Source organism: Agromyces bauzanensis (genome assembly GCF_014645655.1).
In the GTDB taxonomy this organism is placed as follows: Bacteria; Actinomycetota; Actinomycetes; order Actinomycetales; family Microbacteriaceae; genus Agromyces; species Agromyces bauzanensis.
In genome coordinates, this window is sequence record NZ_BMMD01000006.1 from 108604 (window position 1) to 121437 (window position 12834).

Annotated in this window: 13 protein-coding genes and 1 pseudogene; 8 read left to right on the forward strand and 6 right to left on the reverse strand. The window is 68.9% G+C overall.

The features are described from left to right. Window positions 1–58 precede the first annotated feature (58 nt). The 4 genes from tatA to lnt are packed head-to-tail and all read left to right on the forward strand — an operon-like array spanning window position 59 to window position 5213. Entirely contained in the window at window positions 59–328 is a 270-nt protein-coding gene (gene tatA, locus IEX31_RS07175; protein ID WP_188742745.1) for a twin-arginine translocase TatA/TatE family subunit, read from the forward strand. A gap of 49 nt (window positions 329–377) precedes the next feature. Further along, on the forward strand, window positions 378–1130 hold the full coding sequence (gene tatC / locus IEX31_RS07180) for a twin-arginine translocase subunit TatC (RefSeq protein WP_188742808.1): 753 nt from the start codon (window positions 378–380) through the stop codon (window positions 1128–1130). A gap of 25 nt (window positions 1131–1155) precedes the next feature. Beyond that, window positions 1156–3585, forward strand: coding sequence for a DEAD/DEAH box helicase (locus IEX31_RS07185; RefSeq protein ID WP_188742746.1), 2430 nt, complete (start codon window positions 1156–1158; stop codon window positions 3583–3585). A 29-nt stretch (window positions 3586–3614) separates the two neighbouring features. Further along, window positions 3615–5213: an apolipoprotein N-acyltransferase gene (gene lnt, locus IEX31_RS07190; protein ID WP_188742747.1), complete on the forward strand. Its 1599-nt coding sequence runs from the start codon at window positions 3615–3617 to the stop codon at window positions 5211–5213. Between the two features lie 9 nt (window positions 5214–5222). Here the strand turns inward: lnt and IEX31_RS07195 are convergent, their stop codons facing one another. The 5 genes from IEX31_RS07195 to IEX31_RS07215 form a co-directional block, all read right to left on the reverse strand. Continuing rightward, window positions 5223–5588 carry an RNA polymerase-binding protein RbpA gene (locus IEX31_RS07195; RefSeq protein WP_188742748.1) on the reverse strand — a complete coding sequence of 122 codons (366 nt, stop codon included), beginning with the start codon at window positions 5586–5588 and terminating at the stop codon, window positions 5223–5225. Window positions 5589–5674: 86 nt separating this feature from the next. Then, on the reverse strand, window positions 5675–6427 hold the full coding sequence (locus IEX31_RS07200) for a glycerophosphodiester phosphodiesterase family protein (RefSeq protein ID WP_188742749.1): 753 nt from the start codon (window positions 6425–6427) through the stop codon (window positions 5675–5677). A gap of 14 nt (window positions 6428–6441) precedes the next feature. Beyond that, on the reverse strand, window positions 6442–7413 hold the full coding sequence (locus IEX31_RS07205) for an SPFH domain-containing protein (protein ID WP_188742750.1): 972 nt from the start codon (window positions 7411–7413) through the stop codon (window positions 6442–6444). Window positions 7414–7445: 32 nt separating this feature from the next. Then, window positions 7446–7916 (reverse strand): NfeD family protein, encoded by a 471-nt coding sequence (locus tag IEX31_RS07210; protein WP_188742751.1) that lies wholly within the window; start codon window positions 7914–7916, stop codon window positions 7446–7448. A gap of 55 nt (window positions 7917–7971) precedes the next feature. Next, complete coding sequence (locus tag IEX31_RS07215) at window positions 7972–8442, reverse strand: NfeD family protein (protein WP_229662176.1); 471 nt, start codon at window positions 8440–8442, stop codon at window positions 7972–7974. A 141-nt stretch (window positions 8443–8583) separates the two neighbouring features. Between IEX31_RS07215 and IEX31_RS07220 the strand changes: the two genes are divergently transcribed. Further along, window positions 8584–9351, forward strand: a complete 768-nt coding sequence (locus IEX31_RS07220) for an SDR family oxidoreductase (protein ID WP_188742753.1) — start codon at window positions 8584–8586, stop codon at window positions 9349–9351. 80 nt (window positions 9352–9431) lie between these two features. Here the strand turns inward: IEX31_RS07220 and IEX31_RS07225 are convergent, their stop codons facing one another. After that, complete coding sequence (locus IEX31_RS07225; protein ID WP_188742754.1) at window positions 9432–10040, reverse strand: HdeD family acid-resistance protein; 609 nt, start codon at window positions 10038–10040, stop codon at window positions 9432–9434. A 541-nt stretch (window positions 10041–10581) separates the two neighbouring features. Between IEX31_RS07225 and IEX31_RS07230 the strand changes: the two genes are divergently transcribed. The 3 genes and pseudogenes from IEX31_RS07230 to IEX31_RS07240 all read left to right on the forward strand — a co-directional run. Continuing rightward, the gene (locus IEX31_RS07230) at window positions 10582–11013 is read left to right on the forward strand and encodes a helix-turn-helix transcriptional regulator (RefSeq protein WP_188742809.1); all 432 of its coding nucleotides are present in this window, start codon (window positions 10582–10584) and stop codon (window positions 11011–11013) included. Between the two features lie 16 nt (window positions 11014–11029). Then, complete coding sequence (locus IEX31_RS07235; protein WP_188742755.1) at window positions 11030–11440, forward strand: VOC family protein; 411 nt, start codon at window positions 11030–11032, stop codon at window positions 11438–11440. A gap of 173 nt (window positions 11441–11613) precedes the next feature. Then, window positions 11614–12757: pseudogene (locus tag IEX31_RS07240) on the forward strand (ATP-binding cassette domain-containing protein); the annotation flags it as partial. Between the last annotated feature and the right edge of the window lie 77 nt (window positions 12758–12834).

The window sequence follows — 12834 nt, forward strand, 5'->3', positions numbered from 1 at the left end:
GGCGCCGACGGCGGGTAGACTGACGTGACGATCCCCCCGGAGAAACGGACGAACACCTATGTGGCAAGGCTTCACTGGTTGGCATGCGCTGATCATCCTCGTGGTCATCCTGCTGCTCTTCGGCGCGCCCAAGCTCCCGGCTCTCGCCCGTAGTCTCGGTCAGTCGATGAAGATCCTGAAGAGCGAGGTTCGCCCCGAGAAGGACGAGACCGATACGACCGAAGGCACCGCGACGAGCGACGCCGCCGCGCCTACGGCCCCCGAGGCGAGCGGCACCGCCGGCGTCCGGGCCAAGAGCGACGAGGCCGACTCGGGCACGAGTCGTTGACCCGATGTCCGCGGTGAAAGATCGCGGGGAGAAGAACCGCGAGAAGCGGATGTCGCTCGGTGCGCACCTCATCGAGTTGCGCAAGCGCCTCTTCATCTCGGCGATCGCCATCGTGGTCGGCGGCATCGTCGGCTGGGTGCTCACCGACCTCTTCGTCTGGGAGGCGATCCAAGAGCCGGTGTACCGCGTCGCGGAGGCGAGGGACGATGCGACCAGCATCATCTTCCCGACGATCTCGAGTGCGTTCGACCTGCGGCTGCAGATCGCGTTCACCCTTGGTATCGTCCTCTCGAGCCCGGTGTGGCTCTACCAGATCTTCGCGTTCCTCGTGCCCGGTCTCAACACCAAGGAGCGCAAGTTCACGTTCGCGTTCTTCGCGACCGCTATCCCGCTGTTCTTCGCCGGTTGCGCCGCCGGTTGGTTCGTGCTGCCGAACATCGTGAAGCTCATGACGAGCTTCGTGCCCGAGGGCGGTGCGTCGCTGCTCACCGCCAAGGAGTACATCGACTTCGTGCTGAAGCTCGTGGTGGCGATCGGCATCGCCTTCGTCGTGCCGGTGTTCCTCGTGCTGCTGAACTTCGCCGGCATCCTGAGCGCCGCCGCGCTCATCAAGTCGTGGCGCATCGCGATCCTCGTGATCGTGCTCTTCACGGCCATAGCGACCCCCTCGGCCGATGTCGTCTCGATGTTCATGCTCGCGATCCCGATGGTCGCGCTGTACTTCGCCGCGTGGGGCATCGCCCACCTGCACGACAAGCGCGTCGAGCGCCGGAACCGAATCGAGTTCGGGGCCGCGGTCTAGCTGCGCTGTCTAGGCTGGAGAGGTGATGAGCCTCTCCCCGGCCGAACGGTACGCGATCTCTCGCGAACAGCGTCGGAAGCCGCGACTCGCGGAGTTCGCCTCGAGGCTCCGCTTCGACCTCGACCCGTTCCAGCGGGCCGGATGCACCGCGCTCGACGAGGGACGGAGCGTGCTCGTCGCGGCACCGACCGGTGCGGGCAAGACCGTCGTGGCCGAGTTCGCGGTGTTCCTCGCCATGCAGGAGCCGGGAGCGAAGGTGTTCTACACCACTCCCATCAAGGCGCTCAGCAACCAGAAGTACCAGGAACTCGCCGACGAGTGGGGCGCCGCCGAGGTGGGCCTGCTCACGGGCGACACGAACGTGAACTCGGGTGCCCGAATCGTGGTGATGACCACCGAGGTACTGCGAAACATGCTCTACGCCGACTCACCACTGCTCGACCGGCTCGCCTACGTCGTGATGGACGAGGTGCACTACCTCGCCGACCGCTTCCGCGGGGCCGTGTGGGAGGAGGTCATCATCCACCTTCCCGAGGAGGTGCGGCTCGTCTCGCTGAGCGCGACGGTGTCGAACGCGGAGGAGTTCGGCGACTGGTTGCAGGCCGTGCGGGGCGACACCGACGTGATCGTCTCCGAGGACCGCCCAGTGCCGCTCGAGCAGCACGTGCTCGTGAAGGCCAAGCTGATCGACCTGTTCGACTCCTCGGGCCAGGCCTCGACGAACCGCGTGAACCCCGAGCTGCAGCGTCTCGCGCGCTCGGGCGGCAGGTCGATCACGTCACGTTCTGCGCGTGGACGGCGCGGCGGAGATCGCGGGGGCTTCCACCAGCAGGCGCAGGCGAGCGGGCGGCTGGAGCGGCCCGACGTCGTCGAGCTGCTGCATGGCAAGCACCTGCTCCCGGCGATCGTGTTCATCTTCTCCCGGGCGGGGTGCGATCAGGCCGTGCGCCAGGTGCTCCGCTCCGGCATCCGGCTCACCGACGCGGCGGAGCGCGACGAGATCCGGTCCATCGTCGAGGAGCGGGTCCGGATGGTTCGCGACGAGGACCTCGCGGTGCTGGGCTACTGGGACTGGATCGAGGCCCTGCAGCGAGGCGTCGCGGCGCACCACGCGGGCATGCTGCCGGCGTTCAAGGAGGTCGTCGAGGAGCTGTTCCAGCTGAAGCTCCTGAAGGTCGTGTTCGCGACCGAGACGCTCGCGCTCGGGGTGAACATGCCGGCGCGCTCGGTGGTGCTCGAGAAGCTCGGGAAGTTCAACGGCGAGGCGCGGGTGCCGATCACGCCGGGGGAGTACACGCAGCTGACGGGCCGCGCGGGCCGTCGCGGTATCGACGTCGAGGGGCACTCGGTCATCCAGTGGGTCGACGGGCTCGATCCCGAGGCCGTCGCGTCGCTGGCCTCCCGCCGCAGCTACCCGCTCAATTCGAGCTTCAAGCCGACCTACAACATGGCCGTGAACCTCATCGACCAGTTCGGGAGGGAGCGCACCCGGCAGATCCTCGAGCTCTCGTTCGCCCAGTTCCAGGCCGACCGCGCGGTCGTCGACCTCGCACGTACGCTGCGGAAGCAGGAGGAGTCGATGGCCGGATTCGAGGAGGCCATGCGGTGCCACCTCGGCGACTTCGGCGAATACGCCGCGATCCGCCGTCGCATCGGCGAACTCGAACGGCAGACATCGAAGGGCAATCCGACGCACGCCCAGCGGGAGCGCCTGCAGCGCGAGCTGAACGGCGCTCGAAAGGCGATGCGGGCGCATCCCTGCCACGGCTGCGCCGAGCGCGAGCAGCACGCGCGCTGGGCCGAGCGCTGGTGGCGGCTGAAGCAGGAGCACGACCAGCTCTCGCGCCAGATCCGCACGCGCACCGGCCAGGTCGCGAAGCGGTTCGACCGGGTGACCGAGGTGCTCGAATCCCTCGGGTACCTCGAGCGCGACGCGTCCGGCGATCTCGTCTCCGCGGCGCCGGGTCGCACCCTGAAGCGGATCTACGGGGAACGCGACCTCCTCGTGGCCGAGAGCCTGCGGCTCGGCCTGTGGGACCGCCTCGACGTGCCGTCGCTCGCCGCGATGGCGGCCTCGATCGTGTACGAGCCGCGCCGCGACGACCGCGGTGAGCAGTTCCGGATGCCGCGGGGCCGGTTCCGTGACGCATTCGATCGCACGACGGATGTCTGGAGCGGGCTCGACGACCTCGAGCGCGAGCACCGCCTGTCGGGCACGGAGCAGCCGTCGCCGGCGCTGGCCTCGGCGATGCACGCGTGGGCGAGCGGCGCGGATCTCGGCAGCGTGCTCGCCGACACCGAGCTCGCCGCCGGCGACTTCGTGCGGCTCACGAAGCAGGTCGTCGACCTGCTCGATCAGATCTCGATCGTGGCGGATGCGGAGCTCGGCAGCACGGCTCGTGCGGCGATCGATGCCGTGCGCCGCGGCGTGGTGGCCTACGGCTCGGTCGCCTGACGGCGCGCCGGTTCGCTTAGGCTGATCTGGTGTCCGAACGAGACCAGCGACCCCTCCTGCCGCTGCCGCTGTGGGCGGCTGTGCTCGCGTCGATCGCCGGCGGGCTCGTGTACGACCTCGGGTTCCCGGGGGCGAGCGTGTGGCCGCTCGCCTTCGTGGGCATCGGGCTCGCGCTCGTCAGCCTGATCGGCCGCTCCTCGTGGGCGGCATTCCACCTCGGGCTCGCGTTCGGCCTCGCCTTCTACCTGCCGCAGGTCTCGTGGACGTCGTTGTACCTCGGACCGATCCCGTGGCTCGCGTTGTCGATCTTCCAGTCGTTGTTCGTGGCGGGTGGCGCCGTGCTGATCACGCTCGCCTACCGGTGGGTGCCACGCGCGAGCGCGTCGCGTTGGGTGAGGTTGGTCTGGCTGCCGCTGCTCGTCGCGGGCCTCTGGATCGTGCGCGAGGCGGCGACGGGGTCGATCCCGTACGGCGGGTTCCCCTGGGGGCGGGCGGCGCTCAGCCAGGCCGAGAGCCCGTTCGCCGAGACGGTCTCCTGGATCGGGTCCACTGGCCTCGGGTTCGTGATGGTCGCGCTCGTCGCGGGCCTCATCGAGTGGATCCGGCTGCGCGGCTGGCGGGACCTGCGGTCGGCGATCCCGGTCGCGGCGCTGGCTCTCACCGCCGTCGCCGTGCCCGCCTGGCCGACCGTCGCCGTCGGCGAACTGCGGGTCGCGAGCGTGCAGGGCAACGGTCCTGCCGGGTACTTCGACGAGCGCGAGCCCGGCGACCTGCTCGCGACGCAGCTGGCGGCGACGGAGCCGATCCTCGACGAGCCGGGCGTCGATGTGCTGCTGTGGCCCGAGGGCGGGTCGGACATCGACCCGACACGCAGCGATTCGGCGGCCCGCGTCCTCGACTCGCTCAGCAGCGAGCTCGATGCGCCGGTCGTGCTCAACACCGTCACCGCCCGTGATGAGCGGTTCTACAACACGTCCCTCCTCTGGCGCGCCGGCGAGGGTGCGGTCGACAGCTACGACAAGCGTAATCCGGTGCCGTTCGGCGAGTACATCCCCGATCGGTGGTTCTTCGACGCGATCGCGGGCGATCTCACGGGCCTGATCCAGCGCGGCTACTCGCCCGGCACGAATTCGCCGGTCTTCGATCTCGGCAACGCGGTGGCCGGCCTCGCGATCTGCTTCGACGTCATCTACGACGGACTCATCTGGGAGGGCGCGCGCGAGGGCGCACAGGTCTACCTGTTCCAGACGAACAACGCGGACTTCCGGGGTACCGACGAGAACGAGCAGCAGCTCTCGATCGCGCGCCTGCGCGCGATCGAGACGGGCCGCTCGGTCGTGAACATCTCGACGGTGGGCACGAGCCAGGTCATCGGCCCGACGGGGCGCACGGTCGACTCGCTGCCCGCGTACGAGCCGGGGGCCATGGTCACCGACGTCGAGTTGCGCCAAGGCCTCACGCCGGCCGTCGTGCTCGGCGGGGCGGTGCCCGTCACGATCGTGGTGGGCGCGATCGGCGGGCTCATCACGGCAGGCGTCGTCGCACGGCGTTCGCCGCGCCGCCGCGGCGATGCGACCGACGACGACGTGAGCGACGAGGACGCGAGTGACGAGGTCCGGGCGGACTGAACCCCGGCCTCAGGCGCCGATCTTCTGGTGGCCGCGCCGAGCGCGGAGGTAGTTGAGGCGCTCCTCGAGGATCTCCTCGAGCTCGGCGCGCGTGCGGCGCTCGAGCAGCATGTCCCAGTGGGTGCGCGCGACCTTCTCACCGGAGCGGTCGATCTCCACGGGCTTCGAGTCGACGAGGAGCGTGGCGGCGGCGCCGCAGTAGCGGCACTCCCACGTCTCGGGGAGCTCGGCCTCGGTCGAGAAGGTCATCACCGTTTCGCGACCGCACGTCTCACAGCGGTAGGTGTAGTCGGCACGGTCTGCAAAGACGACGCCGTCCTCGCTCTGCAGGCTCTGTGCGCCGATCCGCATGCCCCGTAGGCTCCGGTCCGCCATGGCGTACTCCTCTCGATCGTCTACAAGGTATAAACGATCAAGCTGAGCATTCCCTTGCCGGGGGCTGGACGATTGCCGGGGAATTCTCAGCTTCGGGCGGCGATGAGCGGAACCGCGAGGTCGGCCCGGTCGGTGACCAGCCCATCGACGCCGAGATCGAGCAGCCGCGTCATGTCGGCGGGGTCGTTCACGGTCCAGACATGTACCTCGGCACCTGCGCGCTGCACCGCCCTCACGAAGCCGGCCGTGACGAGCCGGACCGAGCCCACCCGCTCGGGGACCTGCAGCGCGGCCGCCCCGCGTCTCGCGAGTGACACGACTGCCCGCCAGTGGATCGACGACGCCAGACGCGTCGAGATGACGCCGGTCCGCCCGGCGGAGGTCACCGCTTGCGGGACGAGCCTCCCGAGACGACGCCGGCGCCGATCCGAGAAGCTCGTGAGCAGCGCGCGGCCCGCCGCGCCCGTGCGTTCGAGCGCCGTCACGGCGGGGCCGACGGCCCCCGCGACTTTGACGTCGATGTTGAACCGCAGGTCGGGGAACGCGCCGAGCGCCTCCTCGAGCGAGGCGAATCCCTGGCCGGCTCCGAGATCGACGCGCCGCAGCTCGGCCATCGAGAGTTCCGACACGGCCGCGTCGCGCCCGGCGACCCTGCGGAGGGATGGATCGTGCGCGACCACCGCCACGCCGTCGGCCGACACGTGCACGTCGGTCTCGATGTACGCAGCGCCGACGGCCGCGGCGCGCTCGAACGCGAGCAGGGTGTTCTCGGGCGCCTCGGTCGCGAGGCCGCGGTGCGCGAGCACGCGCGGCCTCGGCAGGTCGAAGTACGTCGACATGGCGCTCGTCTGCATCAGGCGCGGCCGGGCGACCCGCCACCGGGCCCGGTGCGCGGCGTCGCGGCATCCGTCCCCGACGCGGCGCCCGGCGCACCCGGCGTGAAGGCGCGGCCGATGCCCTTGAGCGCCTCGCTGAGCTCGCTGGGCACGATCCAGAGCTTGTTCGCCTCGCCCTTGGCGATCTGCGGCAGCATCTGGAGGTACTGGTAGCCCAGGAGCTTGGGGTCGGGGTCGCCCTTGTGGATGGCGTCGAAGACGGTGAGGATCGCCTCGGCCTCGCCTTGCGCGCGGAGCACGGCGGCCTTCGCGTCGCCCTCGGCCTCGAGGATGGCGGCCTGACGTTCGCCCTCGGCCGTGAGGATCGCGGACTGCTTCGTGCCCTCGGCGGTGAGGATGAGCGCACGACGGTCGCGCTCGGCGCGCATCTGCTTCTCCATGGAGTCCTGGATCGAGTGCGGCGGGTCGATGGCCTTGAGCTCGACCCGGGAGACACGGATGCCCCACTTGCCGGTCGCCTCATCGAGCACGATGCGCAACTGTCCGTTGATGTTGTCGCGGCTCGTGAGCGCCTCTTCGAGATTGAGCCCGCCGACGACGTTCCGGAGCGTCGTGGTCGTGAGCTGCTCGACGGCGCCGAGGTAGTTCGCGATCTCGTACGTCGCAGCCCTGGCATCCGTCACCTGGAAGTAGACGACGGTGTCGATCGAGACGACCAGGTTGTCTTCGGTGATGACCGGCTGCGGCGGGAACGAGACGACCTGTTCGCGCATGTCCACGAGCGGGCGCACCCGGTCGATGAACGGCACCAAGATGTTGAGGCCCGGTGAGAGCGTCTTGTGGTATCGGCCGAGTCGTTCGACGACGCCTTCATAGGCCTGCGGGATGATCCGGATCGCGCGGACGAGCACCACGATCACGAAGATCGCGATGACTATCAAGAGCACGACGACGAAGATCTGGCCGGCGAAACCATCGATGCTGATCATGCGGAGACTCCTGTGCGGTTGGGGGGCGGGTGTCAGGCGCTGTCGCGCTCTACCGGGACGATGACGACGGTCGCTCCGTCGACGACCACCACCCTGACGGATGCACCGGCGCCGACGACCTGTTCGTCGGCATCGGGAGCGAGGCGCGCCGTCCAGGTCTCGCCGTTCGCGAGCTTCACGAGTCCGGCCGCCTCGGAGACCGAGGAGACGACTCTGCCCGACATGCCGAGGATGGCCGCGACGTTGCTCGGGGTCGGGTCCGCGCCTCGGCGCATGTAGCGGAGCATGACCGGGCGGATGGTGAGGATGAGCAGCACCGAGACGGCCGCGGCGATGAGGATCTGCGCCCACCATTCCCAGCCGAGGAGATCGACGCCGAGTCCGGCGACGGAGCCGAAGGCGATCATGAGGAACGTGAACTCGAGCGTCAGGAGCTCGATGATGACGCAGACGAGGATCAGGATGAGCCAGACGATCCAGGTGTACTGGGTCAGGTCCACCATGCGATCGCCTCTTTTACGTCTCCTTCCATGAACCTAGCACCGCACCGGCGGCCGTTCACGGGTTCGGAGTGGCGCGCTCGATGGGGACGACGACCGCCGTCGCGCCGTCGATTCCCGTGACGAGCACCCGGTCGCCGACCGCGACATCCGACTGCTCGGTGATGGGAGAGAGGCGCGCCGTCCAGATGTCTCCGTTCCGGAGACGAACCTGCCCGCCCGATGCGGTAACGGTGCGCACGACCGAGCCCTCCGCGCCGATCAGGGCGTCGATGTTGCTGCGGGCGGGATCGCCGCGCTGCCGGAGCATCCGGAGCAGTGGTGGTCGCAGGGTGAGGATGAGCGCGATGGACACGACGGCAGCGACGATGAACTGGGCCCACCACGGGATGCCGAAGAGGCCGGAGAGCAGACCCGCGACGCTGCCGAGGGCGAGCATCAGGAACGTCATCTCGAGGGTGAAGATCTCGATGGTGGCGAACACGAGGATCAGCACCAACCAGACGATCCACGCGTACTGGGTCAGCACGTCCAATAGCGGTCTCCTTCGCCTGCGGTCCGCTCCGAAACTAGCAGGGCGGCAGCGGCCGCGGGGCGAGTTGATAGTCTCGGTTCGGCGCATCGCCGAGGACCGTCGAGGTCCGTTCCCCGAGCCACGAGGAGTCCCGCCGTGACCAATCCACTTTCCCCCGGATCGCTCGACGGCCGCGTCGCCCTCGTGACGGGCTCGTCACGAGGCATCGGCGCCGACACCGCCCGGTACCTGGCGGGCGCCGGGGCATCCGTCGTCGTGAACTACCGCAGCAAGGCGCCCCGGGCCGAGAAGGTCGTCGCCGAGATCAACGCCGCGGGAGGGCGTGCGATCGCCGTCGGCGCCGACCTCACCGACGCGGCCTCCGTCGCGGCGATGTTCGAGCAGGCCGTCGCCGAGTTCGGTCCGATCGACATCCTCGTGCTGAATGCCTCCGGCGGCATGGAGACCGGGATGGGCGAGGACTACGCCATGCGCCTCAACCGCGATGCCCAGGTCAACGTCGTCGAGGGTGCCCTGCCGCACCTCGCGCCGGACGCGCGCATCGTGCTCGTCACGAGCCACCAGGCGCACTTCATCCGCACGACCCCCACGATGCCCGAGTATGAGCCCGTGGCGCTGTCGAAGCGTGCCGGCGAGGATGCGTTACGGGCGAAGCTGCCCGAGCTCGATGCCGCGGGCGTCGAGTTCGTCGTCGTGTCGGGCGACATGATCGAGGGAACCATCACCGCGACGCTCCTCGAGCGCGCGAACCCCGGCGCCATCGAGGCGCGAAAGCAGGACGCCGGCCGCCTCTACAACGTGTCGGAGTTCGCCGCCGAAGTGGCGCGGGCCGCGGTCGATCCCGTGCCGGTCGACCACACGCGCTACGTCGGCGACACGTCGGGCTTCGCGCACGGGACCTGACCGCGTCGTCATGCCCGACGAAGGGCCGGTCGCGAAGCGCTGAGCGCTCGAGACCGGCCCTTCGTGGTTCGGGGTCTGCGCTATGCGGTGGCGGTCACCCCACGACCGAACGTGAACGCGCGCACGATCTGCATGATGCCGAGCACGATGAGGCCGATACCCGTGATGATCCACAGGATGACCACACCCCACAGCGGCGAGAACAGCAGTACGACGCCCGCGATGACGCCCAGGATGCCGAAGAAGATCGACCAGCCCCGTGATGGCGAGTCCGACGACTGTACGAGCGCCACGATGCCCTCGATGATCCAGAGGATACCGATGAGGATGCCGAGGAACACCGCGAGGAATTCGGCGGCCCCCTGCACGTTCACGAGGGCGAGGATTCCGCCGATCACGAACAGCACGCCGAGGATGATGTCGAGCGCCCTGGCGCCGCCCGAGATCCCCTTCGAGAAGATACCGAGGCCGGCGTAGGCGAGTCCGGCGATGATGAAGTAGATGCCGAGCATCACCGTCAGCACGAGGGCGGAGTTCTTGGGCCAGAAGGTGATGAAGATGCCCACGATCAGCGCGACGGCGCCGCTGATCCCGAGGGTGGTGCGGACGGTGTTGATAGCAGCCTTCGACAGGCTCGCTGAGTCCAGCGAGAACGCGGCGAAGACCGTGTTGGACTGCGGCGTCGACATGACGGGTCCTTTCTGAGCGATGAGGTACGTTGCAGGGTCAGGCTAGACCGCCACGGCACCTGAATGTCGGATGTGAGCCCGCGCGTCCCGGCGCGTCGTCGCCCGGAATTCCGGGGGAGCTTTCCGTGCCACTCAGCAAACACCCAGCTTCAGACGTCCGACGCGCGGCGCGCCCACTCCTCGAACGAGGTCGCCGGCCGCCCCAGCACTCGCTCGACGTTCGTCGTTCCTGCGCAGCACCGAGTCGGGCGACGGACTCGTCGAAGCTGATCGCCACCGGGCCGGACAGTTCGAGCACCCGCCCTCCCACCCGCTCGTCGTGAGCACGGCTGCGGCGACCTCTGCGGTCCCGCCGATGATGAGCGTCGTGGACGTGGTTGAAATCTCTGGTCCTCGGTCGACGGAGGTGGACATCGGGATCCTCGTGAGGTGGTTGCACAGCAGACGGATGACTCGACGGCGCGAGCGTCGCACTATTCCCGTCGGCCGTCCCGCGTGCTGGACAACGTCGGTGCGACGTGTCACGATCTGGCGGGTGAGCATGAGTTCCAGCCACGATCAGCACCTGCGCGACCTGGCGCGGCTGCGCCGAGTGCGCGACCGCATCGACCGGGAGTTCGCGCAGCCGCTCGACGTCGAGGAGCTGGCGCGCGGCGCCAGCATGTCGGCCGGTCATCTCAGCCGCCAGTTCCGGCTCGCGTACGGCGTCGCGCCGTACTCCTACCTCATGACACGGCGCATCGAGCGCGCGATGGCGTTGCTGCGCCGCGGCGATCTCAGCGTCACCGAGGTCTGCTTCACCGTCGGCTGCTCGTCGCTCGGTACATTCAGCACCCGCTTCACCGAGCTCGTCGGGGTCCCGCCGAGCGTCTACCGCGAGCAGGAGGCGCGGGCCACCGAGGGACTACCCGCCTGCACCGCGAAGCAGGTCACAAGGCCGATCAGGAATCGAGAAGCGCACACCGTCTCGTAGCGGTTAGCGTGGCGGCATGAAACTCACGATCCACCACAGCTTCCTTCCGCACACCGACCCAGACGCCTCGATCGCGTTCTACCGCGACCTCCTCGGCTTCGAGATCCGCAATGACGTGGGCTACCAGGGCATGCGATGGATCACGGTCGCCCCAACCGGGCAGCCCGACACCTCGATCGTGCTGCACCCGCCGACCGCACAGCCCGACCTGACCGACGACGAACGCACCACCATCCTCGAGTTGATGGCGAAGGGCAGCTACTTCGGCGCCAACCTCGCGACCGACGACGTCGACGACACGTTCGCGAAGCTCGAGGCAGGCGGCGCCGAGGTCGTCCAGGAGCCCACGGATCAGCCCTACGGGGTGCGCGACTGCGCGTTCCGCGATCCGTCGGGCAACATGATCCGGATCCAGGAGCGCGCCTGAGGATGCACGTCGCAGACAGTCATGGTCTGATCCGGGTGCGCGGTGCGCGCGAGAACAACCTCAAGGACGTCAGCGTCGAGCTCCCGAAGCGCCGGTTGACGGTGTTCACCGGTGTCTCGGGCTCGGGCAAGAGCTCGCTGGTGTTCGACACGAGCGCTGCCGAGTCGCAGCGGATGACCAATGAGACCTACAGCGCGATCGTGCAGGGCTTCATGCCGACCCTCGCGCGGCCCGACGTCGATGTGCTCGACGGATTGACGACCGCGATCCTCGTGGACCAGGAGCGGATGGGCGCGAACGCGCGCTCCACCGTGGGCACCGTCACCGACGCCAACGCGTTGCTGCGAATCCTCTTCAGCCGACTCGGGCAGCTGCACATCGGCTCGCCCCAGGCGTTCTCGTTCAACATCCGACCAAGGTCAAGATCAACGGCATCAACCTCACCTACGAGGGACTGGTCCCAGAGTGAAGAAGTCGTTCCTCGCGCGTTCGTGGAGCGCGCGGTGGCATTCGCCCCGTGCCCCGAGTGCGGCGGCACCCGGCTCAACGCGCCGGCGCGCTCGTCGAAGATCGACGGCGTGAGCATCGCCGACGCCTGCGCCATGCGGATCAGCGACCTGGCCGATTGGGTGCGCGCACTCGACGAGCCATCGGTGGCTCCACTGCTCGTCTCGCTGCAGCAGGTGCTCACCGGCGTCGCCGGCTCCGGCAAGAGCTCGCTGATCCGGGGGTCGGTGACCGGACGCGACGGCGTGGTCTCGGTCGATCAGGCTGCGATCAGGGGCTCGCGCCGCAGCAATCCCGCGACCTACACCGGGCTGCTCGATCCCATCCGCAAGGCGTTCGCCAAGGCCAATGGCGTGAAGCCGGCGCTCTTCAGCGCCAACTCCGAGGGGGCGTGCCCGAACTGCAACGGTGCCGGGGTCATCTACACCGACCTCGGGCCGATGGCGAGTGTCGCCACGACGTGCGGGGTCTGCGAGGGCCGGCGGTTCGATGCATCCGTGCTCGACTGCCATCTCGGCGGACGCGACATCAGCGAGGTGCTCGCCATGCCGGTGACCGAGGCGGAGGAGTTCTTCGCCACGGGGGAGCCACGCATCCCGGCGGCGCACGCGATCCTCCCAGCGGCTCGCCGACGTGGGCCTCGGATATGTCTCGCTGGGGCAGCCGCTGACCACGCTCTCCGGCGGGGAGCGGCAACGCCTGAAGCTCGCGACGCACCTGGGCGAGGGAGGAGGGATCTACGTCCTCGACGAGCCGACCACCGGCCTCCATCTCGCCGACGTCGAGCAGCTGCTCGGCCTGCTCGGCAGACGCCAGAAAGAAAAGAATTCTCATGTGTCTGCACCTGGCGTGAGAAATCGGGGGAGCGGGAACCCGCTCCGAGCCCG

Coding starts and splice junctions, on each gene's coding strand:
- tatC (WP_188742808.1), top strand. CDS start 378: ATGTCGCTCGGTGCGCACCTCATCGAGTTGCGCAAGCGCCTCTTCATC.
- IEX31_RS07230 (WP_188742809.1), top strand. CDS start 10,582: ATGAGTTCCAGCCACGATCAGCACCTGCGCGACCTGGCGCGGCTGCGC.
- IEX31_RS07195 (WP_188742748.1), bottom strand. CDS start 5,588: ATGGCGGACCGGAGCCTACGGGGCATGCGGATCGGCGCACAGAGCCTG.
- IEX31_RS07185 (WP_188742746.1), top strand. CDS start 1,156: ATGAGCCTCTCCCCGGCCGAACGGTACGCGATCTCTCGCGAACAGCGT.
- IEX31_RS07210 (WP_188742751.1), bottom strand. CDS start 7,916: ATGGTGGACCTGACCCAGTACACCTGGATCGTCTGGCTCATCCTGATC.
- IEX31_RS07225 (WP_188742754.1), bottom strand. CDS start 10,040: ATGTCGACGCCGCAGTCCAACACGGTCTTCGCCGCGTTCTCGCTGGAC.
- IEX31_RS07235 (WP_188742755.1), top strand. CDS start 11,030: ATGAAACTCACGATCCACCACAGCTTCCTTCCGCACACCGACCCAGAC.
- IEX31_RS07205 (WP_188742750.1), bottom strand. CDS start 7,413: ATGATCAGCATCGATGGTTTCGCCGGCCAGATCTTCGTCGTCGTGCTC.
- tatA (WP_188742745.1), top strand. CDS start 59: ATGTGGCAAGGCTTCACTGGTTGGCATGCGCTGATCATCCTCGTGGTC.
- IEX31_RS07200 (WP_188742749.1), bottom strand. CDS start 6,427: ATGTCGACGTACTTCGACCTGCCGAGGCCGCGCGTGCTCGCGCACCGC.